This window comes from Salinispora pacifica DSM 45544, from assembly GCF_000378845.1.
Lineage (GTDB): Bacteria > Actinomycetota > Actinomycetes > Mycobacteriales > Micromonosporaceae > Micromonospora > Micromonospora pacifica.
Window position 1 is genome coordinate 4,045,949 of record NZ_KB905359.1, and the last position, 24,883, is coordinate 4,070,831.

The window sequence follows — 24,883 nt, forward strand, 5'->3', positions numbered from 1 at the left end:
GGCTCACCGGAGTTTCGGGTCGAAGGCGTCTCGGATCGCGTCGCCGAGCATGATGAACGCCAGCACGGTCAGCGCGAGGAAGGTCGACGGGACCATCAGCGGGGTGGCCGACTCCCGCATGTGCACCCGGCCGTTGTTGATGTCGATGCCCCAGGAGATCGTGGGTTCCTTGAGCCCGATGCCGAGGAAGGAGAGCGTCGCCTCGGCCGCGATGAACGATCCGAGGGCGATGGTCAGCACCACGATCGCGGGGGCGAGCGTGTTGGGCAGGATGTGTCGCCACATGATTCGGCTGTTGCTCGCGCCGAGCATCCGGGCGGCGGAGACGTAGTCCTGCTCCTTCGCGGTGATCACCGACGAGCGGACCACCCGGGCCGTCGTCGTCCAGCCGAGCACCGCCAGGACGAAGATGACGGCCGCGATTCGGATCGTCGCGCTGTCGCTGGCGACTCGCTTGAGCAGCACGATCGCGGCGAGCAGCAGTGGGATACCGAGCACGATGTCGATCACCCGGGAGAGGACGGCGTCGATCCATCGGCCGAAGTAGCCGGCGAGCATGCCGACGGTGAGCGCGATCAGTCCGGTGAGCAGCGCCGAGAGGGCGCCGACCAGGAGCGAGGCGCGAGCGCCGTAGACCGCTCGGGCGTACGTGTTGCAGCCCTGGAAGTCGTACCCGAAGATCGCTCCGCCGGAGGGGCCGGCGTGCTGCCGGGAGAGTAGGCAGTCGGCCGGGTCGGCGGTGGTGAACAGCGCGGGCACGGCGGCCATCGCGGTGACCACTAGGACCAGGGCGGAGCTGATCCAGAAGATCGGCTTTCGCCGTAGGTCCCGCCAGGCGTCGCCAGCGAGGCTGCGCGGTCGGCCGGGGGTGACGGAGGTGCCGCCGATCTGGTTCGGCGCGTTGGGTTCGCCGGAGGGGCCGCGCCGGGCGTGGGGATCCTCCGACGCGGCCACCGTCTCGAAATCACTCATAGCGGATCCTCGGGTCGAGTACGGCGTAGAGCACGTCCACCACCAGGTTGGCGATGAGGTAGACCACGACCAGCACGCTGACGATCCCCACCACCAGCGGACCGTCCTCGGTGCGGATGGCGCGGAAGAGGTTGAAACCGACCCCGGGGATGTTGAACACCCCTTCGGTGATGATCGCGCCGCCCATCAGGTTGCCCAACTCGACGCCGAGGAAGGTGACCACCGGGATGAGTGAGTTGCGCAGCACGTGAATGCCGACGATCCGTCGCTTGACCAGGCCCTTCGACCGGGCGGTGCGGACGTAGTCGGCGCGCAGGTTCTCGGCTACGGCGGTCCGGGTCAGCCGCAGTGCGGTGGCCAGGGAGAGGGAACCGAGGACGATCCCCGGCAGTAGGAGTGAGTAGAAGTCGGGGTCGGCGCCGGCGGTGGGTGGGAAGAGCTGCCACCGGACGCCGAGGAGGTACTGCGCGATGGGTGCCAGCACGATGGTCGGCACGGCGAGGACGACCAGGGTCAGCAGCAGCGTCGAGTTGTCGAAGATGCTGGCCCGGCGAACTCCGGCGAGCACACCGGCGGTGACCCCGACGAGCACGGTAACCGCCATCGCGATCAGGGCCAACTTGATCGTCACCGGCCAGGCGGCGGCGAGGATGTCGCCGATCTGCCGTCCGGTGAGGGATTCGCCGAGGTCGCCCTGGAGAAGGTTCCGGATGTAGTCGAAGTAGCGGTAGAAGAAGCCGTCGATGCCGGTCCGGTCCAGGTGGAACTTCTCCGTCAGGTACGCCCGTTGGGCCTCGGTGACCGGGCGTTCGCCGGCGAGCGCCTGGATGGGGTCACCCTGACCGGCGAACATCAGCGCGTAGACGATCAGTGTGGTCCCGAAGAAGGCGAGGACCATCTGGAGCAGTCGTCGCAGAATAAAGCGGACCATACTAGGCAGTCTCTCTGAAAAAGGGCGAAGGGGAGGCTTGGTCGGGTCACCAGCTACCCGGTGACCCGACCACGCCGCTCGTTACCGAACTACTGGACTGCCTCGATCTTCAGCAGGTCGACCCGGTTGAAGAGGTCCAACTCCACGTTCGTGACCTTGCTCGAGTGCCCGAAGACGTGCTGGCCGTAGCGCAGCGGGATCACCGGCAGGTCCTCGGCCAGCAGGTCTTCGGCCTGCTGGTACTTCGCGATCGCCTCCTCCTCGGAGGCCGCCGCCGAACCCTCGGCGACCAGCTTGTCGAACTCGGGGTTCTCGTAGCCGTAGAAGTTCGCAGAGCCGTTGCTGCTGTACAGCGGGCCCAGGTAGTTCTCCATGGACGGGTAGTCCATGACCCAACCCATCCGGAACAGGCCGACCGGCTGCTCCGCCTTGACCTTCGTCAGCAGGTCGGAGAACTTCGGCTCGGCGCTGCCGACGCACTCCACATCCAGGTTCGCCCGGAGCTGGTTGCAGGTGGCGTCGATCCAGTCCTTGTGGCCGCCGTCGCCGTTGTACGAGATCTCGAGCCGGCTCGGGCCGCCCACGCTCTGGTAGAGCGCCTTGGCCTTGGCCGGGTCGAAGGTGCCGGCGTCGCCGATGGTGTTGTCGCGGTAGCCCGCGACAACCGGGGAGACGAACGAGCGGGCCGGCGTCTGCGAGTCCTTGAAGACCGCCTTCGTGATCTCCTCCCGGTCGATCGCCATCGAGATCGCCTTACGCACGTCCGGGTTGCTGAACTCCTCCTGGTAGGTCGGGAAGGAGAGGAACTGGAAGGACGACGCGGGGCTGGTCTGGAACCGCTCCCCCAGGTCCGTGGGGGCGGTCGACAGGTTCTCGGTCGGGATCGCCTTGATCACGTCGAGGTTGTCCGAGAGGACATCCGCGTACGCGGCGGCGGGCTGCTGGTAGATCCGGAACTCGACGCCCGCCACCTTCGGCTGCTCGCCGGGGAAGGCGTCGTACCGCTCGACCTCGACCCGGGCGTCGTGCTGCCAGGTGCCCTTCATCTGGAACGGGCCCTGCCCGATCGGTGCCTGCTCGTAGCCCTCGTCGAGCACGCCCGGCTCCGAGAACGCGGCCTTCGGCAGGGGGTAGAAGGCGTTGTACCCGAGCATGGTCCGGAAGTCGGAGTACGGCGCGGACAGGGTGACGGTGAAGGTCAGGTCGTCAACCTTCTCCAGGCCGGACAGCGTCTGCGCCGCCGGGGTCTCGCCCTGAAGGTCCTCGTAGCCGGCGATCTTCTCGAAGAAGTAGCTCGAGCCCTGGCCGTTCGGGGCGTAGGCGCCGTAGTTCCAGGCGTCGATGTAGTTGTCGGCGGTGACCGGCTCGCCGTTGTGGAAGGTGTAGCCGTCCTTGAGTGTGATCGTCCAGGTGATGTTGTCCTCGGACGTCACCGACTCGGCTGCCACCTCGTACGCCTGGTGGGCGTCGTCGTAGTCGACCAGTGGGCTGAACAGGGCAGCGAGCACCTGCGAGCCGCTGGTCTCAGTGGTGTTGGTCGGAACCAGGTGCTGCGGCTCGGCGATCTCGATCCGCACGGCCGCGTTTGGGTCGGTCCCGCCGGAACCACCGCTGCCGGAGCCGCAGGCCGTCAGGCCCAGGGTCACCGCCAGCGGGAGGGCCGTCCAGGCGGCGAGTCTACGAACGCGCATGAAGCCTCCTCATCCTCACGCTGCACAGGACCCGACGTTGGGTAACGCTGCGCAACGACCGGCAACGGTAGGCCGCCGGTCAGCGATCGACAACGGAAGGGTTGCGAAGCCGTAACGGAGGGTGGTGATGAGGCTTGTCTGGGGCGGCCCTCCGTGCTACAGATCCGCGGCTGAACTGCACGTTTGTCTCACGAATCGGTGATCGGGTGGGGGGTGTCGACCCGCAACGGCACCACCGAACCCGCCGTCGCCGACCCGTCCGGCGTGCCCCTGCCCGCAGTTGGTCGTGCAGGTTTGGGTCATTTGAGGCTACTCAGAGTGACTTATTGCACGTGACTGGCAGCCCTGGGTGCCCCCCGTCACAACAGCGCCGCGCCGCCGGCTGCCCGGGTCGTCGGCTCCGCGCGGCGGCCGGCGTGAGACGATCTGGAGGTGACGGCGACGCTTCTGGATGGCAAGGCGACCGCAGCCCAGATCAAGGACGAGCTGCGGGTACGCGTGAAGGCTCTGGCGGAACGGGGTGTCACTCCCGGTCTCGGCACCGTCCTGGTCGGCGGCGATCCCGGCTCCCAGGCGTACGTCAACGGCAAGCACCGGGACTGCGCCGAGGTCGGCGTCGCCTCGCTTCGTCGGGAGCTTCCGGCCGACGCCACGCAGGAGCAGGTGGACGCCGTGCTGGCGGACCTGAATGCCGACCCGACCTGTCACGGCTACATCGTGCAACTGCCGCTCCCCGGCCACCTCGACACCCAGCGGGTGCTGGAGCTGATCGATCCGGACAAGGACGCCGACGGTCTACACCCGGTCAACCTGGGCCGGCTGGTGCTCGGCTACCCGGGGCCGCTGCCCTGCACTCCGCGCGGGATCGTCGAGCTGCTCCGCCGGCACGACGTGGCGCTGCGAGGTGCCCGGGTCGTCGTGGTCGGTCGCGGTAACACGGTCGGCCGCCCGCTCGGGCTGCTGCTCACCCGGCGCAGCGAGAACGCGACCGTCACCCTCTGCCACACCGGCACCCTCGACCTCACCGCGCACACCCGGGCCGCGGACATCGTGATCGTCGCGGCCGGGGTGCCGGGGCTACTCACCGCCGATATGGTCACGCCGGGCGCGGTCGTGGTGGATGTCGGGATCACCCGGGTTATCGGCCCTGATGGTAAGGGCCGCTACACCGGCGACGTGGATCCCGGCGTCACCGAGGTGGCCGGGGCCCTGGTCCCAATGCCCGGCGGAGTGGGGCCGATGACCCGCGCGATGCTGCTGACCAACGTCGTGGAGCGGGCCGAACGCGGCTGACGTCCCGCAGCGGCACCGCAGCGCGCGCATCGGGGTCATAACCGTCCGCCCCTGACCGGATCGGTGCCAGGATGGCTGATACGGTCCGGAAAAACCGACTGGTATCAGGGAGTGGGACGTCAATGGGTAAGAAGGTCACTGTCGTCGGGGCCGGCTTCTACGGCTCCACCACCGCGCAGCGTCTGGCCGAGTACGACGTCTTCGACACCGTCGTGATCACCGACATCGTGGAGGGTAAGCCGGCGGGTCTAGCCCTGGACCTCAACCAGTCGCGGGCCATCGAGGGCTTCGAGACCAAGCTGGTTGGCGTGACCACCGGCCCCAACGGCGAGGGCTACGAGGCCATCGAGGGCTCGGATGTCGTCGTTGTCACCGCCGGTCTGCCGCGCAAGCCGGGCATGAGCCGGATGGACCTGCTGGAGACTAACGCCAAGATCGTCCGGCAGGTCGCCGAGAACGTCGCCAGGTACGCGCCGAACGCCGTCGTGATCGTGGTCTCCAACCCGCTCGACGAGATGACCGCGCTGGCCCAGATCGCCACCCAGTTCCCGCACAACCGGGTGCTCGGCCAGGCGGGCATGCTGGACACCGCCCGATTCACCAACTTCGTGGCCGAGGCGCTCGGCGTACCGGTGGCGTCGGTGCGGACGCTGACGCTGGGCTCGCACGGGGACACCATGGTCCCGGTGCCGTCGAAGAGCAGCGTGGCCGGCAAGCCGCTGCGTGAGGCGATGCCCGCGGAGCAGATCGAGGAGCTGGTGGTCAAGACCCGCAACGGTGGCGCCGAGGTGGTGGCGCTGCTGAAGACCGGCTCGGCCTACTACGCCCCGTCGGCCGCCGCCGCCCGGATGGCGAAGGCCGTCGCCGAGGACTCCGGCGAGGTCATGCCGGTCTGCGCCTGGGTGGACGGGGAGTACGGCATCTCCGGCGTCTACCTCGGGGTGGAGGCGGAGATCGGCGCGCAGGGAGTTCGGCGGGTCGTCGAGACCGACCTGGACGCCGATGAGCTGGCCGCGCTGAAGGAGGCCGCCGAGGCGGTTCGCGCCAAGCAGGGCGACGTCGCCAGCATGTGATCATCCCGACGGCAGGCCCCGTGGCCACCCGGCCGCGGGCCTGCCGTCGCCCTCACCAAGGGCTCGGGGATCCTGGAATGAGGCCGGCTGGGGAGACCGGAATTGTTTGCAGTACGCTCGTACTGCTTGAGCATGTGTCCCCCGAGAGGAGCGCCGGCCGATGGCGAAGATCAAGGTAAACAACCCGGTCGTAGAGCTCGACGGCGACGAGATGACCCGGATCATCTGGAAGCAGATCCGGGAGCAGTTGATCCTGCCCTACCTCGACGTCGACCTGCGGTACTACGACCTCTCGATCCAGCACCGGGACGAGACCGACGACCAGGCCACCGTTGACGCCGCCAACGCGATCAAGGAGCACGGCGTCGGCGTCAAGTGCGCCACGATCACTCCGGACGAGGCGCGGGTCGAGGAGTTCGGGCTGAAGAAGATGTGGCGGTCGCCGAACGGCACCATCCGCAACATCCTCGGCGGCGTCGTCTTCCGTGAGCCGATCATCATGTCCAACGTGCCGCGGCTGGTGCCCGGCTGGACGAAGCCGATCATCATCGGTCGGCACGCCCACGGCGACCAGTACAAGGCCAGCGACTTCGTCGTCCCCGGGCCCGGCAAGGTCACCATCACCTACACCCCGACCGACGGCACCCAGCCGGTCGAGATGGAGATCGCCAACTTCCCCGGCGGCGGGGTCGCCATGGGCATGTACAACTTCGACGAGTCGATCCGGGACTTCGCCCGCGCCTCCATGCGGTACGGCCTCGACCGTGGCTACCCGGTCTACCTGTCGACCAAGAACACCATCCTCAAGGCGTACGACGGCCGGTTCAAGGACATCTTCGCCGAGGTCTACGAGGCCGAGTTCAAGGCCGACTTCGAGGCGGCCGGCATCAGCTACGAGCACCGGCTGATCGACGACATGGTCGCCGCGGCGCTCAAGTGGGAGGGCGGCTTCGTCTGGGCCTGCAAGAACTACGACGGTGACGTGCAGTCCGACACCGTCGCACAGGGCTTCGGCTCGCTCGGCCTGATGACGTCCGTGCTGATGACCCCGGACGGCCGTACCGTCGAGGCCGAGGCCGCGCACGGCACCGTCACCCGGCACTACCGGCAGTACCAGAAGGGCGAGAAGACCTCGACCAACCCGATCGCCTCGATCTACGCCTGGACCCGGGGCCTGGCCCACCGGGGCAAGCTGGACGGCACCCCGGCGGTTGTCGAGTTCGCCAACACGCTGGAGAAGGTCATCATCGAGACCGTCGAAGGCGGTCAGATGACCAAGGACCTCGCGCTGCTCATCTCGCGGGACGCCCCGTGGCTGACCACCGACGAGTTCATGAACGCGTTGGATGAGAACCTGGCCCGCAAGCTCGCCTGACCAATCCCGACCGACGGGGCCGCCGACTACCGATGGGTAGTCGGCGGGGCCGGGTCGAGCCGGCGGGTGGCGCGACTTTCTTCGGCGCGCCTCGTTGACCCAGATGGACGAGATGCCAGTCGAGTCCAGGAAAGTTGACCGTGGTCGCCCACGACGTGCGCCGCCCGTCAGCTTCCCGGCTGTCGCGTACAGCCAGCCGTCCCTTCCCAGCGGGGGGCCCTGTCCCGGGCCCCCCGCGCCCCGGTTCCGGGCCCTTCCCGGGAAGCTATCCGCTCGGGTGGCGGGGCTCGACCCAGCCCGTCTCGGCCAGCTGGTGCAGGACCGCCTGCACCGCCTCCTCCACCGACAGGTCGGTCGTGTCGAGTGTCAGGTCAGCGTCGGTCGGCTCCTCGTACGGGTCGTCCACTCCGGTCATCCCGGTCAGCAGGCCGGCGCGGGCGCGTGCGTACAGGCCCTTGCGGTCCCGCTGCTCGCAGACCTCCAGCGGGGTGGAGACGTGGATCAGCAGGAAGCCCGCCCCGGTGGCCAGCGTCATCCTTCGAGCGGCGGCCCGCGCCTGCTCGTAGGGGGCGATCGGGCAGCAGATCGCCACCCCCCGATGCCGGGCGATCTCGGCGGCCACCCAGCTGATCCGGCGGATGTTCGTGTCCCGATCGGCCTTGCTGAAGCCGAGCCCCGCCGACAGCTCCCGGCGCACGATATCGCCGTCGAGCAGGGTGACCGTCCGTTCACCCTGCTCCCGCAGGGCGTCGGTGAGACCACGGGCGATGGTGGACTTGCCGGAACCGGAGAGGCCGGTCAGGAAGATGACCAGTCCTCGGTAGCGGCGGGGTGGGCGGGCGTGCACCAACTCCTTCGCCACCGCCGGTGGAGTGTGCCACTCCGGCAGCGGGAAACCCCGGTCCAGCAGGTCGTCGATCTCGGCCTGGGTCAGCGCCTGCCGCCGGTTGCGCGGCGGGATGTCCTCCCGCCACCGCCACTGCCCGTCGCGGTTGTCGTAGGCCAACTCCCGTGGGACCAGCACCCGCAGCCCGGCACCGGAGAGCGTCTCGCCGGTGGAGAGCAGATGGGTCACCCCGTACGCCGCCGAGACCCGCGCCCGGAGCAACGCGTCGGCGATCTCCTCGCGGCGGCGGGGCAGCGGAACGGCGACCAGCGTCGCCGGCGGCATTCGGTCCCGGGCGGCGAAGACGCTGCGAACCAGGGCCTCCGGCGGCAACTCGCCGCCGTCCTCACCGATCGGGATCAACACCAGCAGGTGGGCGCCGAGGGTACGGGTCGCGTGGGCGATCTGGGCGAGCTGCGGCCGGTGTAGCGGCCGGTCGGCGACCACCCCGAGCACCCGGCCGGGTGGCAGCAGTGAGCGAATCTCCTCCGGGGTGCGACGCAGCCGCTGGAACGGGCCGTGCCCGCCGTCACCGAGCCGGCGAACCGGACCGCCGACCCCCGTCACCCCGTCGCGGACCGGCCAGACGTCGGCAACCTCCAGCGCGGCCATCGGGGCCCCCTCGCCGTCGGTCAGTACCAACGTGCGGTGGGCCGGATCGTGGACGTCGAGCCGCTCGACGAGGGCCGTGGGCACCTGGAGCGTTACCGGCACCGACCAGGAAACGTCGTCGGCCAGCCGGCCCCGCCGGCGCACCGAGACCAGGTCGGCGCGGGTCATGAAGCCGGTCAGCGGGGTGTACGCCCCGGTGAGGAGCAGCTCCAGGTCGGCCAGTTCACCCGGGCGGGGCGAGTACGCCGGCGCGTCCCGCAGCACCTCGTCGGGCGGCACCCAACCGTTACTCATGAACCCCCCAAATCACTGTTCGGCACTAGTTTCTCAGCCAACCGGGGGATCGGTCGAGTGCCACTCCAGGAGACGGGGGTGCGGCCGGATTCAGGCAGTGGCCAAGGGAGCGGCGCCGAACGACACCGCGAACCGTTTGCACCAGATTGACACGCTGGTCAGCTCGTCCAGCCTCACCTCGGCCGGGATGTCGTACGCCTGGTCGCCGCGGTTGCCCTTGAGCCGGCCCAGCTCGACCCAGTGGCCGTCGTCGAACACGTGCCACCCGGCCTCGCCGGTCCGCACCGGCTGGTCGGTCAACCACACCCGCAGGTCAGGACCGTTGGAGGTTGCCAGGCCTACCAGTTCCAACCGCAGCTTGCCATCGGCGGTGCGGATGATCCGAGCGGTGCCGCTGGTGTCGTGTTCGTGGGTGACGAACTCGCCGCTGCGCACGACTACCGGGCTGGTGTCCGAGGCGGAGCCCTCGTCCGGAGTAGAGCCTTCGCCTGGCGTGGAGTTGGCCGGCGATGACGGCGCATCGGTGGCCACGACCGACAATTCTTCGTTCACCTCGGTGTCGGTGACCAGCTTCCACGGCTGGAACCAGTAGAGACCGAAGGCGGTGCCGGCGGCGAGAACGGTGACCGCGACCCAGGTGAGCGGGGCGCGCAGCAGTCTTGAGGCCATACGTTCAGTCTGCCGGCCGGGGTCGGTGGGTGAAATTACCGGAGCCTTACGACTGCCGCCCCCTACGGGATTGATCAGGGGCGCGTCGGGTGTCGGCAGCGGGCGGCGCCTGCCTAGGCTGGGAGCGTGGCACTCATTGCGACCGAGTCGCTGACCAAAACCTATCGGGGTGGGGTCACCGCGCTGGCTGATCTGACCGTCGTGGTCGAGCCCGGCGTCGTCGGTCTCGTCGGCGCGAACGGCGCCGGCAAGTCCACCCTGATCAAGATCCTGCTCGGCCTGCTCCCGCCGACCAACGGGCAGGTCCGGGTCCTCAGCCTGGATCCGACCACCCAGCCCGACCAGGTCCGGGCGCGGGTCGGCTACATGCCCGAGCACGAGGCCCTGCCGCCCGACCTCTCCGCCGCCGAGTTGGTCACCCACCTCGGCCGGGTCAGCGGCCTGCCACGGACGGTGGCCCGCGAACGGGCCAGCGAGGCACTGCGACACGTCGGGCTCTACGAGGAGCGCTACCGCCCGGTCGGCGGCTACTCGACCGGCATGAAGCAGCGGGTGAAGCTCGCGCAGGCCCTGGTGCACGACCCGGACCTGCTCCTGCTCGACGAGCCCACCAACGGGCTCGACCCGGCCGGGCGGGACGCGATGCTCGCCCTGATCCACCGGATCGGCACCGAGTTCGGCATCTCGGTGCTGGTCTGCTCGCACCTGCTCGGCGAGGTCGAGCGGATCTGCGACACGCTGGTCGCCATCGACGGCGGCCGGCTGCTGCGGGCCGACCGGATCGACGCCATGACCTCGGCCACCGACGTGCTCGCGGTGGAGGTCAGCGAGGGCACCGAGGAACTGGCCGCCCACCTGGCCGCGCTGCGGCTGCCGGTCCGCCGGGACGGCCGCCTACTCCTCGTCGAGCTGGCCGATGACGACACCTACGATCAGATCCTCGGCGCGGTCGCCGAGCTGGACCTGCCGCTGCACCGGTTGGACCAGCGTCGTCACCGGGTGGCCGAGTTGTTCGCCACCAGGGAGCCCAGCCATGTCTGAGTCGACCGGAGTCATTCACGACATCGGCTACCAGCGCTACGAGGGCCCCCGCCTCGGCCGTGGTCCGGTCTTCGCCGCGCTCTACCTGCACGGGCTGCGTACGGTCTTCGGCTTCGGCCGCAGCGCCAAGGCGAAGATCTTCCCTTGGCTGGTGGTGGGCATCGTGATCGTGGTCGCCGCGGTGGTCGCCGCCGTCCGGAGCCAGATCGGTCAGGTGGTGATCACGTACGCGCAGTTCGCCGACACGATGAGCTGGCTGATCATCTTCTTCGCCGCCGTCGCCGCCCCCGAACTGGTCAGTCGCGACCTGCGCAGCGGAGTGCTGCCGCTGTACTTCTCCCGGCCGCTGGCCCGGTCGGACTATCCGCTGGCCAAGCTCCTCGCCCTGGTCACCGCGCTCTGGTTGCTACTCGGCGGTCCGCAGCTGGTGATGTTCCTTGGCGCCGCCTTCACCACCGAGGAGGGGCCACGGGGGGTCTGGAACGAGCTGCTCGACCTGCTGCCGGGCCTGCTCTACGCCGGTCTCTGGGCAGCGGTCTTCGGCGCTATCGGCCTGTTGATCGCCGCACTCACCGGCAAGCGGGCGTTCGCCGCCGGCGGGATCGTCGCGGTCTTTCTGATGACCACGCCGATCGTCGGCATCCTTGCCATCCTGCCCGCGCAGACGATCAATGAGCTGGCCTTCCTCGCCTCCCCCATGACCATGGTCAACGGCGTGGGCACCTGGGCGCTCGGTGACCTGCTCTTCGAGGGCGGGGGTGGGCTGCCCATCGGTGGGTTCGGTCCGCTCTACGCCCTCGCGGCCGTGCTGCTCGTGGCCGGCTGTGTCGTCCTCCTGTTGGCCCGCTACCGGAAGGTGGCCACCCGATGAGCGTGACCAGTGTGGAGCCGAGGTCGACGTCGGCCCCGACGGGCAGCCGACTGGATCTGGCGGGGGTCTCCCGCTGGTACGGCAACGTGGTCGCCGTCAACGACGTCAGCATGATCCTGGGGCCGGGGGTCACCGGGCTGCTCGGCCCCAACGGTGCGGGCAAGACGACGCTGCTGCACATGATGGCCGGTTTCCTCGCGCCGTCCCGTGGCGCGGTGACCCTGGACGGGGCGCCCACCTGGCGTAACCCCGAGGTCTACCGGCGACTGGGCCTGGTCAGTGAACGGGAGGCCGTGCACACCTTCCTCACCGCGTACGAGTTCGTGCTGGCCAGCGCACGGCTGCACCAGCTGCCGGACCCGGCGGAGGCGGCTCGCCGGGCGATCGCCCTGGTCGAGTTGGAGGGGGCGCAGTCCCGCCGGATCGGCACGTACTCCAAGGGCATGCGACAGCGGGCGCGGGTGGCGGCGGCGCTGGTCCACGATCCGCAGGTGCTGTTGCTCGACGAGCCGTTCAACGGGATGGACCCGCGACAGCGGCTGCACATGATGGACCTGCTGCACCGCCTCGGCGGCGCCGGGCGCACCATCCTGTTCAGCTCGCACATCCTGGAGGAGGTCGAGCAGCTCTCCGGCACGGTGCAGGTGATGGTCGCCGGCCGGCTCGCCGCCTCCGGCGATTTCCGGACGATCCGCCGACTGATGACCAACCGGCCCCATGTCTTCGCGGTCCGCTCCACCGACGACAGGGCGCTCGCCGTGGCGCTGATGGCGGAACCGTCGGTGACCGGCGTGGAGCTGGGCCAGGCCGGGCTGACCGTGCGGGTGAGCGACTACGGCGCCTTCACCCGGGTGCTGCCCAAGGTCGCCCCGGCCCGGGGAATCCGGGTGCGGCAGCTGGTGCCCGAGGACGAGTCCCTGGAGAGCGTGTTCTCCTACCTGGTGGAGGCCTGACCAATGTCGACTGTTTCCTGGATCACCGCCCGGGGGCTGTTGGGGCGGCGTCGCTTCCTGCTGCTGTTCCCGCTCCCGGTGCTGCTGATTCTGCTCGCGGTGCTCTCCCGCGCGCTGGGGGTGGATCCCGGCGAGTGGGGGCCGCCGGTGCTGGTCGGTCTCGGGTTGGCCGTGGTGCTGCCGGTGATCGCGTTGATCGTCGGGACCGGGGTGCTCGGCGCGGAGATCGATGACGGCACCGTGGTGCACCTTCTCACCAAGCCGTTGCCGCGCTGGCAGATCGTGCTGCCCAAGCTGGCCGTGGCGGCCGGGGTCACCGCGGTCACCGTTGCCGTGCCGCTGTATGTGGCCGGTGTGCTCGCCAGCTCGGTCCGGGTCGGTCTGGCGCTCGCCGCCGCCGCCTCCATCGGCGCGTTGGCCTACTGCGCGTTCTTCCTCGCGCTCAGCCTGGTCACGCGCCGCCCGGTGCTGCTCGGGTTGGTTTACGTGCTGATCTGGGAGGGGCTGCTCGGCAACTTCGTCAGCGGTACGAAGGTGCTCTCCATCCAGCAGTACGTGATCGCGCTCGCCGACCGGTTCGCCCCGACTGAGCTGCTCGGCACCGATGTCTCGGTGCCGGTCGCGGCGGTGATGAGCACGCTGATCGCGGTCGGCTTCACCGCCCTGGCGGTTGATCGGCTCCGGTCGTTCAGTGTGGCCGGCGAAACCAGCTGAGGAGTGGCGGGGCAGCGGCGAGGAGGCTTCTGAGTGGCGACTGGAAACGGTCGAACAATGGAGCGCTGGTCGATCACCGCTGGCCCCGTCTCGGGGCGGCTGGGCGGCGATCGCGTGCCAACCCGGCGGGGTGCGACTCGTCGAACCGCCCCCTGCTCAGCTGAGGGAGTCGAGCCACTGGCGGTGTAGCGCGGCGTACCGCCCGTCGCTGTGGACCAGTCGCGCCGGTGGACCGTCCTCGACGATCCGTCCCGACTCCAGCACCACCACCCGGTCGGCGATCTCGACGGTGGAGAGTCGGTGCGCGATCACCAACGCGGTGCGGTCGCGCAGAATGGTGGCCAGGGCCCGCTGGACCGCTCGTTCGGTCGGGACATCGAGGGACGAGGTTGCCTCGTCGAGGATCAGCACCGCCGGGTCGGCCAGGAACACCCGGGCGAACGCGACGAGCTGCCGTTGACCGGCTGAGAGCCGGCTGCCGCGGCGATGCACCTGGGTGGCGTACCCGTCGGGCAGCGCGGTGATGAACTCGTCCGCGCCGATCGCCTTCGCCGCCGCCGCCACCGCGTCGTCGTCGGCGTCCGGCCGGCCGAAGCGGATGTTCTCCGCGACCGTCCCGCCGAAGAGGTGGGTTTCCTGCGTGACCAGGACGAGTGCCTGCCGTAGGTCGGCGTCGGCGACGTCCCGCAGGTCCACGCCGCCCAGCGAAACGGCGCCCGTGTTCGGGTCGTGGAAACGGGCGAGCAGCTTGGCGATGGTCGACTTGCCGGCGCCGGTCGGTCCGATCAGCGCGACTGTCTGTCCAGCGGGGATGTCCAGGTCCAGCCCGCGCAGGATCGGGGACTGCGGGTAGTACCCGAAGGAGACCGAGTGGAAGGTGACCGCACCGCGCCCGACGGCCGGCAGTGGCACCGGGCGGGCCGGCTCCGGCACCTCCGGTCGCTCGTCCAGCACCCCGGCGAGCTTCTCCAGCGCCGCGGTGGCCGACTGCAGCGAGTTGTAGAACTGGCTCAGCTCCTGCATCGGCTCGAAGAACCGACGCAGGTAGAGCAGGAAGGCGGCGAGCACCCCGACCTCCGCGTGACCGTTGAGGACGCGCCACCCGCCGTAGCAGAGCACCGCCGCGATGGTCACGTTGCCGATCAGCTTGACCCCGGGTGAGTAGGTGGCGATCAGCTGGAACGCGTGCAGGCTGGCCCGTCGGTAGTCGTCGTTGACCCGGGTGAAGATCCGCTGGTTGCGCGGCTCGCGGCGGAACGCCTGCACCGCCCGGATCCCGCGCAGCGACTCGACGGTGTGCACGATAACCAGGGCGATGGTGTCCCGGGTCCACCGGTACGCGACGGCCGAGGTGCGGGCGAACCAGCGGGACAGCCAGAACAGGAACGGGAACGCCAGTAGTGTCACGGCGGCCAGCGGAAGGTCCAGCCAGAGCAGGATCGCCGCCACCGACAGGATTGACAGGGCGGCGAGGACCAGGCTGTCGATGCCGCCGCCGACCAACTCGCCGATGGAGTCCAGGTCGCTGGTGAGCCGGGAGACCATCCGCCCGGAGGTGTACCGCTCGTGGAAGGTGACCGACAGGCGCAGGAAGTGCCGGTACACCCGGCGTCGGAGGTCGAGTAGCACCGCCTGACCGATCCGGGCGGAGCGGACCAGGAAGCCGCGACGGGCGGCGTACTCGGCGACCGTGGCGACGACGAACGCGGCCGCGATGTACGTCAACGGCCCGGCGTCACCTGCCCGCAGCGGCGGAATGGCCCGGTCGATGCCGAGCATCACCAGATACGGTCCGGCCATTCCCGCCACGTTCTGGATGAGTAGCAGCGCGACGGCGACGGCGAGCTGTCGGCGGTGCGGGTGGAGCAGGTTGCGCAGCAGCGCTCGGCTGCGGGCGCGCAGCCGGGCCACCGCCGCCGGATCGGTGTCTTCGGCGCGGCTGCGGTCGGCGTCCGGGTCGACCGCGATGCCCCGCCAGTTCTCCTGGGCCGGCAGTGGCCTCCGCACGGGGACGGCCGACCGCGGGTCACCGCCCGGATTGTCGCCGTCGGTCACGAGCGCACCAGGCCGTTGGGGGTCGGATCGCCCGCCGGTGGCCCCGGTTCGGCCGCGAGCAGGGCACGGTACGCCGGCACGGTGGCGAGCAGGTCAGCGTGCCGGCCCAGCGCGGTGATCCGGCCGCCCTCCAGCAGGGCGACCCGGTCGGCGAGCGCGATCGTGGCCGGTCGGTGCACCACGACCAGCGTTGTCGTGTCGGGCAGGGCCCGGCGGAGCGCCGTCTCGACCAGCGCCTCAGTGTGCACGTCGAGGGCGGACAGGGGGTCGTCGAGCAGGAGCAGGGCGGGGCGGCTGAGCACCGTCCGGGCGAGCGCGAGCCGCTGCCGCTGCCCGCCGGAGAGGGACAGGCCCTGCTCGCCGACCCGGGTCGCCAACCCCCACGGCAGGTCGTAGGCGAAGGTGGCCTGCGCCAGCGTGAGCGCGGCCCAGACCTCCTCGTCGCCGGCGTCGGGCCGGCCCAGGGTCACGTTCTCCCACACCGACATGGAGAAGAGCGTCGGCTCCTCGAAGGCCACCCCGACCAGCCGGCGCAGCGTCGCCAGCTGCAGGTGCCGCACGTCGTACCCGTCTATGGTGATGTGGCCGCCGGTCACGTCGTGTAGCCGGGGCACCAGCGACAGCAGGGTGCTCTTGCCGGAGCCGGTCGCGCCGACCAGCGCCACCGTCTCGCCCGGCTCGATGGTGAGGTCAACGTCGCGCAGCACGGGTTCGCGGGCATCCGGGTACCGGAACGAGACACCGGAGAACCGCAACCGACCGCGGAGCTGGGCGCGGGGTGGGGCGGCGGCGTCGGGAGCGTCCAGGATCGCGGGTGGGGTGTCCAACACCTCCCGGATCCGGTCAGCCGCGGTCGCCGCCTCCTGCCCGCCCGCGATGATCCACCCCAGGCCCTGCACCGGCCAGATCAGCAGGAGCTGGAGGCTGACGAAGGCCACCAGCTCGCCGATGGTGAGCGTGCCGGCCGCGGCGGCGCCCGCGCCAGCGACGAGGACGATGCCCAGGGTCAGGTTCGGCACCAGGTCGAGCCGGGCGGAGGTGTCGGCGAGCAGCCGTCCCTTGCCGACCGCGGTGTCGTGCAACGCTCGGGAGCTGACGGCGAATCGGGCGGCCAGCTCCGGCCCGCGCCCGTATGCCTTAGCCGTGCGTAGCCCCTGCGCGGTCTCCTCCACCAGCGTGGCCAGGTCGCCCTGTTGGTCCTGCATCCGTCGGGAGGCGGCGTGGTACGCCTGGGCGAACCGCCGGGCGACGAGGAACAGCGGGATGGCGCTGACCGCCACGACCAGGCCCAGCATGGGGTGTAGCCGGATCAGCAGCGCCACCACCACGGTGTATGTGACCAGGTTCAGGGCGAGGAAGAGCAGGCCGAAGGAGAGGAACCGACGGATCGCCGAAAGGTCGGTGGTGATCCGGGAGAGGAGCTGGCCGGACTGCCACCGGTCGTGAAAGCTGGCCGGCAACCGTTGCAGGTGGGCGTAGATGTCGGCCCGGATGGCCGTCTCGATCCCCAGCGAGGAGGAGGACTGCACCCAGCGGCGGACGAAGATCAGCACTGCTTCGGCGAGCCCGAAGAGCAGCGCCAGGCCGGCGAGGCGGAACAGCCCGGCGGGATCCTGCCGAGCGACCGGACCGTCCACCACCCGCTGGGCCACCAGCGGTACGGCGATCCCCGCCGCCACGGCGGCCAGGCCGGCGAGGAAGAGCCAGGCGAACTCCGGTGCGTATGGGCGCAGGTAGTGCCGCAGCCGCCAGAGGCTGTCGAGCGGATGTCGGCCCGTGGTGGGGCCCGGATAACCGTCAACCTCCGCGGGCACTACCCGACGTTACGTCTTTTAGGACCGTCGCCGGTGTCAGCTTGTTGTCAACTGCCGCTCATGATTCAGCAGCCATTCCTTCACATCCAGGCCCCAGCGGTAGCCACCGAGCGTTCCGTCGGTGCGTAGCACCCGGTGACAGGGGACGAAGAGCGCGGCAGCGTTCCGGGCGCAGGCCGCCGCGGCGGCGCGGACCGCTGCTGGGCGACCCGCCAGCCCGGCGAGCTCCGTGTAGGTGACCGGATCGCCCGGCTTCAGGTCCCGCAGCACGTTCCAGGCGTGGGCCAGGAACGCGCCGTCGGTGTGCTGCTCGACCGGAACTCCGTCAACCGCGGTCAGCTCCCCATCCAGGTACGCCGCGACGGCGGCGGTGACCGGGCCGAGGTCGCGTCGTTGGCGCAACGGACCACGCAGGCGTGGGTGGACCAGGGTGAGCAGGGCGGGCAGGTCGGTGGTGAAGCCGGCGGCGCGGACCACCCCGTCCGGTCCGGCGAGGATGCCGAGCGGGCCGGCCGGGGTGTCGGCGACGGTGGCGTCGATCATGTTCATGCTGCTCTCCAGAGTCGGCTCAGCGCGTACGAGCGCCAGGGGCGCCAGCGGTCGGCGTACGAGTACAGGGTGTCGGGGCTGGTGGGGAGGCCGAGGGCGGCGGCGCCCCGGCGAACGGCCACATCGGTGGGAAGTAGGACGTCCGGGTCGCCGAGCGCGCGGAGCGCGACGTAGTCCGCGGTCCACGCCCCGATCCCGGGGAGGGTCAGCAGCCGCCGCCGGGTCTCCTGCCGATCCCCACCCGGCTCCAGGTCGATCTCCCCGGCGGCCACCGCCGCCGCAAGCCGACGCAGCGTCTCCCGGCGGGCGGCCGGCATCCGGAAGGCCGAATCCGGCGCGGCAAGCACCTCCGCAGCGGCGGGGAACCCGGACAACTCCCCGCCTCCCGCCTCGGACACCGGGGTGGCGAGCTGGCGCAGGAGCCGGGTGAGCGTGGTGCGGGCGGAGGCCACCGAGACCTGCTGGCCGACGACCGCACGGACGGCCACCTCGAAACCGTCGACCGCACGGGGCACCCGGACCCCGGGTTCCGCCGTGACCATCGGGGCCAGTGCGGGATCGGTGGCGAGGGCGGCGTCCACCGCGGTGGGATCGGCATCGAGGTCGAGCAGCCGCCGGCACCGGGCCACCGCCGGTGCCAGGTCCCGCAGGTCGGTCAGGCGCAGGGTCGCCACCACGTGCCGCTCCGTCGGGGTCAGCGCCGCCGTGCCGGTGCCGTGGGGCAGCCGCAGGCCCCGGTGGTAGGTACCGGCGCGCACCTCGTCCACCCCGGGCAGTGTCCGCGGGGCGAGGAAGTCCAGCAGCGCCCCGACGTGCAGTGGGGGGCGGTAGGCCAGCCGTACCGTGATGGCGCCGGGTCCCGCGGGTGTCGTTGGACCTCGTCGGGTGGCCCGCAGTTCGGACGGCGGGACCGCGTACACCGCGCGGAGCGTGTCGTTGAACTGCCGTACGCTGCCGAACCCGGCGGCGAACGCGACCTCCGCCAGCCCGAGGTTGGTGGACTCGATCAGGGTCCGCGCGGTCTGCGCGCGCTGCGCACGGGCCAGCGCGAGCGGGCCGGCGCCCAACTCGGTGCGGAGAAGCCGGTGCAGGTGGCGCTCGGTGTAGCCGAGCCGCGCCGCCAGACCGGGCACCCCGTCGCGGTCGACCACGCCGTCGGCGATTAGCCGCATGGCCCGACTCACCAGGTCCGCCCGGAGATCCCACTGCGGTGAACCGGGGGTCGCATCCGGCCGGCATCGGCGGCAGGCCCGCAGCCCGGCCCCCTGCGCCGCGGCAGCAGATGGGAAGAACCGCACGTTATTTCGCTTCGGGGTGGTCGCCGGACAGGATGGCCGACAGTAGATGCCGGTGGTGAGCACACCGGTGTAGAACCAGCCGTCGAACCGCTGGTCACGGCTGTCAACGGCCCGATAACACCGTTCAAAGTCCAGGTCCACGCACCGATGATGCCTCCGTCCGGAGCCGAACGGCTGGCGGGAATCGGACGTCGGCGTACGGGGGTGCCCGAGGCAGGGACGGTCGGTCCTGGTCGGTACCGTCTCGCACACCAGATCACGGGAGAAGGGTGCGGCGATGGCGAGCGGGGCGGGCGGGCGGGCACTGACACGGGAGGGGCACCCGCCGCTGGATCCGGCGGTCACGCAGGGCTTCTTCACCCGGATGCGGGTGGTCGCCCCGGCGGCGGTCGGAGCGCTGGACCGGGACCGTTCCGGAAACCCGGAGCGGGCGTTCGAGGAGACCGCCAGCGGTCGGCTCGTCCGCTCCCTGGACAACGATCGGCTTCGTGCCCTCGGGATGTGGGTGCACCACTGGTGCGTGCGCTTCTACGACGATGACACCCGGGCGGCGCTGCGGCTGCTCGGCGAGATCGCTGCCCGGCCGGGGCTGGGGTGGACCGCCGACGAGGTTCGCTGGATGCTCCGCGAGTCGCACGCGGTCGGGCCGGCGGCCGACGCACGCTTCACCCTGCCGCTCGCCGCCGCCGCCGAACTGCCCCCGGAAACGCCGCGGATCGAGCCGGTCATCCCCCGCCAGGCCCGCCCCCGGGACTGACCGAGGCCGCCCTCGGGGCAGGATGGGCGACGCACCCGACGGAAAGGAAGACCGTGGCCGCCACCGAACCCACCATCCTCGCCACCAGCATGGGCATCTTCGCGCCCGGACGCGCTGGCCAGCCCCGGCGGACCAACCCGGTCTTCGACCTGGCCGCCGACCTGGCCGGCGCGGCGGAGCCGCGGATCTGCTTCCTCAACCAGGCCGAGGGGGACCAGCCGGCCACCTTGGCCCGGGTTTACGAGGGGTTCGCCGGCAGCCGGTTCCGGATGTCCCACCTGGCGCTGTTCCCGATGCCGAACGTCGAGGACGTGCGGGCCCACCTGCGGGCGCAGGACGTGATCTGGGTTGGCGGCGGCAGCGTGGCGAACCTGGTGGCGGTGTGGCGGGTGCACGGCCTCGGCGAGATCCTGCGGGAGTGCTGGGAGGCCGGGGTCGTGCTCGGCGGGGTGTCCGCCGGCTCGATCTGCTGGCACGCCGGCGGCGCCACCGACAGCTTCGGGACCACCCTGCGCGGCTTCACCGACGGGTTGGGCTGGCTGCCGTACGGCAACGGGGTGCACTACGACAGTGAAGACCAGCGGCGCCCGTTGATGCACCGGCTGGTCGGCGACGGCACGCTGCCCACCAGCCGGTGCACCGACGACGGCGTCGGTCTGCTCTACCGGGGTGAGCGGCTGGTCGAGGCGGTGGCGGACCGGCCGGGTGCGTCGGCGTACGAGGTCAGTCGCGGTCCGGACGGCAGCATCCGGGAGACACCCATCGGCCCACGCCTGCTGGACTGAGGCGGCAGCAGGAATCATCTGCCGGGTGCCGGGTGCCGGGTGCCGGGTGCCGGGTGCCGGGTGCCGGGTGCCGGGTGCCGGGTGCCGGGTGCCGGGTGCCGGGTGCCGGGTGCCGGGTGCCGGGTGCCGGGTGCCGGGTGCCGGGTGGTGGCGGCGTAAGCTGGCTCGTCGTGAGTCTCACCATCGGCATCGTCGGCCTGCCCAACGTCGGCAAGAGCACCCTCTTCAACGCGCTGACCAAGAATGACGTGCTCGCGGCGAACTATCCCTTCGCCACCATCGAGCCCAACGTCGGTGTGGTCGGCCTGCCGGACGAGCGGCTGGGCAAGCTCGCCGAGATCTTCGACTCGCAGAAGGTAATCCCCGCGCCGGTGTCGTTCGTCGACATCGCCGGGCTGGTCCGGGGCGCTTCGAAGGGCCAGGGGCGGGGCAACGCGTTCCTCGCCAACATCCGGGACGCCGCCGCGATCTGCCAGGTCGTCCGCGCCTTCTCCGACCCGAACGTTGTGCACGTCGACGGCAAGATCGCCCCGGCGGACGACATCGAGACGATCAACACGGAGCTGATCCTCGCCGACCTGCAGACGCTGGAGCGGGCGATTCCCCGGCTGGAGAAGGAGGCCAAGCTCCGCAAGGACCGGGCCGCCGCGGTGACCGCCGCCAAGGCCGCTGTGGAGGTGCTCGACAACGGCACCACCCTGTACGCGGGCGCGGCCGCCGCCGGTGTCGCGTTGGAGCACCTGCGCGAGCTGCACCTGCTGACCACCAAGCCCTTCCTGTACGTCTTCAACGTCGACGAGGCCGAACTGGCCAACGCCGAGTTCCTCGACGAGCTGCGGGCCCTGGTCGCCCCCGCCGAGGCCGTCTTCATGGATGCGAAGATCGAATCGGAGCTGGTGGACCTGCCCGAGGCGGAAGCCCGCGAACTACTGGAGTCGATCGGGCAGGCCGAGCCCGGGCTGGACCAACTCGTCCGGGTCGGCTTCCGCACGCTGGGGCTCCAGACGTACCTCACCGCCGGCCCCAAGGAGGCGCGGGCCTGGACCGTGCCGGTCGGGGCGAGTGCCCCGGAGGCCGCCGGGGTCATCCACACCGACTTCCAGCGCGGCTTCATCAAGGCGGAGGTCGTCTCCTACGACGACCTGCTCGGGGCCGGGTCGATGAGCGCCGCGAAGGCGGTGGGCAAGGTCCGCATCGAGGGCAAGGACTACATCATGCAGGACGGCGACGTCGTGGAGTTCCGCTTCAACGTCTGAAACCGGCCTGTTTCCGCAAGCTCAGGCGGTTGGACTGTCGCTCTGGGCACACCGGGGGCACAACCCCACGCGTCGTCAACCGCGCGGCGGGTGCTTTCTCCGAGTCCGGCATCAGGTGACCGTGGGTCGACAGGACGAGGCTTGCGTTCTCGTGCCCCAGGCGTTCGGCGACGACAGTGACCGACTCGCCCTGCATCAGCAGGACCGACGCGCAGTGGTGCCGCAGGTCGTGACTCGTGGTGCCCTCCGGCAGTCCGGCCCGTTTCACCGCCGCCGAGAAGATCAGCGAGCCGTAATAGTCGTGCCGGTACGGACCCGTGAAGCGGGTGGTGAAGATCGTGCCGTCGTCAGCAGGCGGGAACTGTTCCGAGTGTTCACGCAGAGCCGTCGACACCACCTCTGGTAGCGGGACCGTTCGACGGGACCGGCGGGTCTTCGGCTCGGTTCGGACCTTGGACTGCGGCGCAGCTTGCCATTCGATCCGCACCGTACGGCTGACGTGGTCGATGTCCTGGACGCGTAGCGCGAGAAGTTCACCTGAACCCGGAGGTACGTCGACACGCCCTCAATCGACCACAGCTCATCCGTGGCGGGTGCTCCCGCCCTCCTGGATTCAAACGCCATTGACCCCTTCGTCGATGTTCCTGACCATTGACGAGCTGGCCGAGATCCCGGACGTAGACCGCCGGCAACATCTGCTGTTGGTGATGGTTGCTCTCGGTCGACTCGTTTCCACCGGGGCTGCCGCCGCCAACTACTCTCGCGTCAGTTGGTGCCGAGTAGTAGACGACGCAGAGGTGTTCGAGGCAGTGCAGTCCGGCAACATTGATCACACCGGAGACGCCCTGCTCGTAGCAACCGCCGTATTCGAACGATGCCCGCTCGTGACCGACGACAAAGGTTTCGGAACCGGGCAACCGAGATCATTCCTTGACGCCGAAGAGGTCACTGGTCCGATTCTGGCGAGGTCCGGGCAACGGTACGCGCACTATAGATCAGTGCGGCTGCGATAAATGCGGGCACAAAGGATGCTGCGAGCCCGAGTTGACCCAGTTCAACCCATGCTGGAGATATTCGACCGAATGCGTCCGGCAATGCTTCATCAATCCCTGTTGGTTCGTCAGCTAGCCATAACCATCCCCCGGCCCCACAACAGCAAAGCATGCTAAGCAGGCTCGTCGCGAGGGTGGCTACTCGCGCACTCTGTTGACCCGTCCTGACCCACAACGCGACGCCAACCAATGCGGGCGCGAAGAAGAGTGAATACCACAGGGTAAGCTGAGCCTGGAAATGGAAGTAGGACGCCTTGAGTGCGATCGAACTGCTGTCTATCGGAGTGCTGGAACGAGCCGCTGCATCGTTTACAGCAGCATTGATCTCCCCTTGAGAGTATGCGGCGGAAATCGCCGCGAATATGAGCAACGACGCCTGAAGAATCAACAATACGCTTGCGACGTTGACTTTCAACGGGAGGCGCCGAGGCGGCAGCCCGCCAGCTGAGTTCGTGCTAGTCGGAACCACGAGATGATGCTAGATGGCGATCAACGCCTAACGCTCGCCAGGGTGACGGTGCATCCACGTGCGACCATGACGGTGGTGACTCGCACAGCAGCTCGGTGTCTTCCCAAGCTGCGCATCGAGCGGTGACCGCATGCTCGCAGACCCGGAGGTCGGTGCCCCGGCGCGTGCCCGTCCGGTTGGTCAACAGGGGTCAACTACAGACGCACCGACAGGAAGCTCGGGGCACACAGGGGGCACAAGACACCGTGGAACGTCGTCAAACAGCGAACACCCGTGACAGCCCGGGAGGTCGAGTGACCAGGTGTCGGACGGTGTCGCCGTCAGCAGCGGGACAGTGGCTCTTAGCTCCGCTTCAACGTCTGAATTAAGCGTTGCCGTGTGAGTACTTCACCTGGTTGAATCCGGTGTCCTCGCTCAAGGCATGGTGGCTCCGGATGACCATGCCCGCAACATGGAGAGGGTGGCAGCCCGTTCGAGTCGGGCCGAGTCCGGGGAGCCCCGCCGGCTGCGGGGCTCCCAAGCCTCGCACACCGTCGGTGGCGACAGTCCGACAGCGATGCTGACAGGAACAAGCCGCGACATGGACAGCCGGGAGCGGCCGGACAGTTACCCGAGGTCGTGAACGCGGAAGGACCTCCGCCCGGCCCCCTGCACAGACCCTTCGAGCGATGGCTTTATTCGCCTGGGGTGATGGGCCTCACTCGCCCGCTTCGTACTCAGCGACGGCGGCGGTGATGAGGTCAGCGACGGCTGGTGGGCCGGCGGCGACCTGATCGGCGGTGACGGTGGTGTTGGGTGCGGCGGTGAGGTAGCGCTTGGCGATGTGGGGATGTCGGTGATTCGGGGTTCCTGGGTGTCGTGCAGGACGCACAGCATCGACACCCGGGCCGGGTCAGCGCCCTCCATGGCGGCGAGCATCAAACCGATCAGCGCGGTGCGGAACGAGTGGTCGGCGATGGACTCGGGCTGCGTGACGCCGGCGAACCATCAGCCGGTGCGGGCGGCACGTTTGAGGACGCCGGCTTCGAAGATGAAGCTTATGGCTCCGTCGGCGTCGCGGTCGTCGGTCATCGGTCCGTCCCTGTGCCGGAGATGCCTGATCCCAACATAACTGCACGTACCGCACACGTTATGCGGCCAAGCAGGCGCCGGCTTCCCGGCGCTGCCCTGGCGATCAGGCTGAGCTGAGGCAGCGGTTCGCCGGCAGCGAGGCCCGCCCGGCCTGGCCGAAGGAGAGGTTGCGCCGCACCGGTCGCTGCTACGGTCTGGGTTGGCCTCGTCCCAGTTGGGACGCCCCTTTTCTGGGCCAACTCCAGTCTAAGCGTTTCTGCGCCAGCGGGAGAGGACCGTAGGGCTGCTCCGGTCTCTCCGCAATAGTGCGTCTCTGAGTTGCATCGCGGTCAGGATTCCCATCAGGGGAATAGGCAGGGATGACCAGCCGGCCGCACCTACAACGAGCACGATGGTTAAACC

The 24,883-nt window shown here is 69.8% G+C and carries 21 protein-coding genes and 1 pseudogene; 10 read left to right on the plus strand and 12 right to left on the minus strand.

Going from position 1 to position 24,883, the window contains the following annotated elements; all coding sequences use genetic code 11:
- Positions 1-3: 3 nt before the first annotated feature.
- The 3 genes from SALPAC3_RS0118570 to SALPAC3_RS0118580 form a co-directional block, all read right to left on the minus strand.
- The gene (locus SALPAC3_RS0118570; RefSeq protein WP_018222688.1) at positions 4-972 is read right to left on the minus strand and encodes an ABC transporter permease; all 969 of its coding nucleotides are present in this window, start codon (positions 970-972) and stop codon (positions 4-6) included.
- Positions 965-1,903: an ABC transporter permease gene (locus SALPAC3_RS0118575; RefSeq protein ID WP_026185704.1), complete on the minus strand. Its 939-nt coding sequence runs from the start codon at positions 1,901-1,903 to the stop codon at positions 965-967. The genes SALPAC3_RS0118570 and SALPAC3_RS0118575 overlap by 8 nt, the downstream gene beginning before the upstream one ends.
- A gap of 89 nt (positions 1,904-1,992) precedes the next feature.
- Positions 1,993-3,594, minus strand: coding sequence for a peptide ABC transporter substrate-binding protein (locus SALPAC3_RS0118580; RefSeq protein WP_018222690.1), 1,602 nt, complete (start codon positions 3,592-3,594; stop codon positions 1,993-1,995).
- Positions 3,595-4,026: 432 nt separating this feature from the next.
- Here SALPAC3_RS0118580 and SALPAC3_RS0118585 point away from each other — a divergent pair, with 432 nt between their 5' ends.
- From SALPAC3_RS0118585 to SALPAC3_RS0118595, 3 genes are all read left to right on the plus strand, one after another.
- Positions 4,027-4,887, plus strand: coding sequence for a bifunctional methylenetetrahydrofolate dehydrogenase/methenyltetrahydrofolate cyclohydrolase (locus SALPAC3_RS0118585; protein WP_018222691.1), 861 nt, complete (start codon positions 4,027-4,029; stop codon positions 4,885-4,887).
- 122 nt (positions 4,888-5,009) lie between these two features.
- Entirely contained in the window at positions 5,010-5,960 is a 951-nt protein-coding gene (locus SALPAC3_RS0118590; RefSeq protein ID WP_018222692.1) for a malate dehydrogenase, read from the plus strand.
- Between the two features lie 160 nt (positions 5,961-6,120).
- Positions 6,121-7,335: an NADP-dependent isocitrate dehydrogenase gene (locus tag SALPAC3_RS0118595; RefSeq protein ID WP_018222693.1), complete on the plus strand. Its 1,215-nt coding sequence runs from the start codon at positions 6,121-6,123 to the stop codon at positions 7,333-7,335.
- 265 nt (positions 7,336-7,600) lie between these two features.
- Here the strand turns inward: SALPAC3_RS0118595 and cysC are convergent, their stop codons facing one another.
- Positions 7,601-9,127: an adenylyl-sulfate kinase gene (gene cysC / locus SALPAC3_RS0118600; protein WP_018222694.1), complete on the minus strand. Its 1,527-nt coding sequence runs from the start codon at positions 9,125-9,127 to the stop codon at positions 7,601-7,603.
- 90 nt (positions 9,128-9,217) lie between these two features.
- Positions 9,218-9,796, minus strand: coding sequence for a DM13 domain-containing protein (locus SALPAC3_RS0118605; RefSeq protein WP_018222695.1), 579 nt, complete (start codon positions 9,794-9,796; stop codon positions 9,218-9,220).
- A gap of 126 nt (positions 9,797-9,922) precedes the next feature.
- Between SALPAC3_RS0118605 and SALPAC3_RS0118610 the strand changes: the two genes are divergently transcribed.
- From SALPAC3_RS0118610 to SALPAC3_RS0118625, 4 genes are read left to right on the plus strand one after another with little or no spacing between them, the layout of a single operon-like run.
- Complete coding sequence (locus SALPAC3_RS0118610) at positions 9,923-10,837, plus strand: ABC transporter ATP-binding protein (protein WP_018222696.1); 915 nt, start codon at positions 9,923-9,925, stop codon at positions 10,835-10,837.
- Positions 10,830-11,708 carry an ABC transporter permease gene (locus tag SALPAC3_RS0118615; RefSeq protein ID WP_018222697.1) on the plus strand — a complete coding sequence of 293 codons (879 nt, stop codon included), beginning with the start codon at positions 10,830-10,832 and terminating at the stop codon, positions 11,706-11,708. Before SALPAC3_RS0118610 ends, SALPAC3_RS0118615 begins: the two co-directional genes overlap by 8 nt.
- Complete coding sequence (locus SALPAC3_RS0118620; protein WP_018222698.1) at positions 11,705-12,661, plus strand: ABC transporter ATP-binding protein; 957 nt, start codon at positions 11,705-11,707, stop codon at positions 12,659-12,661. Before SALPAC3_RS0118615 ends, SALPAC3_RS0118620 begins: the two co-directional genes overlap by 4 nt.
- A gap of 3 nt (positions 12,662-12,664) precedes the next feature.
- Positions 12,665-13,375, plus strand: a complete 711-nt coding sequence (locus SALPAC3_RS0118625) for an ABC transporter permease subunit (RefSeq protein ID WP_018222699.1) — start codon at positions 12,665-12,667, stop codon at positions 13,373-13,375.
- A 156-nt stretch (positions 13,376-13,531) separates the two neighbouring features.
- On the opposite strand, the gene SALPAC3_RS0118630 is transcribed toward SALPAC3_RS0118625, so the two are convergent.
- The 4 genes from SALPAC3_RS0118630 to SALPAC3_RS0118645 are packed head-to-tail and all read right to left on the minus strand — an operon-like array spanning position 13,532 to position 19,232.
- Positions 13,532-15,430: an ABC transporter ATP-binding protein gene (locus SALPAC3_RS0118630; RefSeq protein WP_018222700.1), complete on the minus strand. Its 1,899-nt coding sequence runs from the start codon at positions 15,428-15,430 to the stop codon at positions 13,532-13,534.
- Positions 15,427-17,244 carry an ABC transporter ATP-binding protein gene (locus SALPAC3_RS0118635; RefSeq protein ID WP_018222701.1) on the minus strand — a complete coding sequence of 606 codons (1,818 nt, stop codon included), beginning with the start codon at positions 17,242-17,244 and terminating at the stop codon, positions 15,427-15,429. Before SALPAC3_RS0118635 ends, SALPAC3_RS0118630 begins: the two co-directional genes overlap by 4 nt.
- A 36-nt stretch (positions 17,245-17,280) precedes the next feature.
- Positions 17,281-17,793 carry a methylated-DNA--[protein]-cysteine S-methyltransferase gene (locus tag SALPAC3_RS0118640; protein ID WP_018222702.1) on the minus strand — a complete coding sequence of 171 codons (513 nt, stop codon included), beginning with the start codon at positions 17,791-17,793 and terminating at the stop codon, positions 17,281-17,283.
- Complete coding sequence (locus SALPAC3_RS0118645) at positions 17,790-19,232, minus strand: AlkA N-terminal domain-containing protein (protein ID WP_018222703.1); 1,443 nt, start codon at positions 19,230-19,232, stop codon at positions 17,790-17,792. The genes SALPAC3_RS0118640 and SALPAC3_RS0118645 overlap by 4 nt, the downstream gene beginning before the upstream one ends.
- Before the next feature lie 136 nt (positions 19,233-19,368).
- On the opposite strand from SALPAC3_RS0118645, the gene SALPAC3_RS0118650 reads away from it, so the two are divergent.
- The 3 genes from SALPAC3_RS0118650 to ychF all read left to right on the plus strand — a co-directional run bounded on the left by SALPAC3_RS0118650 (position 19,369) and on the right by ychF (position 21,889).
- Positions 19,369-19,848 carry a hypothetical protein gene (locus SALPAC3_RS0118650; RefSeq protein WP_018222704.1) on the plus strand — a complete coding sequence of 160 codons (480 nt, stop codon included), beginning with the start codon at positions 19,369-19,371 and terminating at the stop codon, positions 19,846-19,848.
- Positions 19,849-19,901: 53 nt separating this feature from the next.
- Entirely contained in the window at positions 19,902-20,633 is a 732-nt protein-coding gene (locus SALPAC3_RS0118655) for a Type 1 glutamine amidotransferase-like domain-containing protein (protein WP_018222705.1), read from the plus strand.
- Between the two features lie 170 nt (positions 20,634-20,803).
- A complete protein-coding gene (gene ychF, locus SALPAC3_RS0118660; RefSeq protein ID WP_026185705.1) occupies positions 20,804-21,889 on the plus strand; it encodes a redox-regulated ATPase YchF in 1,086 nt (361 codons plus the stop codon).
- Here ychF and SALPAC3_RS26025 read toward each other — a convergent pair.
- The 3 genes and pseudogenes from SALPAC3_RS26025 to SALPAC3_RS26030 form a co-directional block, all read right to left on the minus strand.
- Positions 21,879-22,376 (minus strand): tyrosine-type recombinase/integrase, encoded by a 498-nt coding sequence (locus SALPAC3_RS26025; RefSeq protein ID WP_050563703.1) that lies wholly within the window; start codon positions 22,374-22,376, stop codon positions 21,879-21,881. The genes ychF and SALPAC3_RS26025 overlap by 11 nt on opposite strands.
- A gap of 458 nt (positions 22,377-22,834) precedes the next feature.
- Entirely contained in the window at positions 22,835-23,356 is a 522-nt protein-coding gene (locus SALPAC3_RS28040; protein ID WP_157632334.1) for a hypothetical protein, read from the minus strand.
- Between the two features lie 754 nt (positions 23,357-24,110).
- Positions 24,111-24,481: pseudogene (locus SALPAC3_RS26030) on the minus strand (HD domain-containing protein); the annotation flags it as partial.
- Positions 24,482-24,883: the final 402 nt, after the last annotated feature.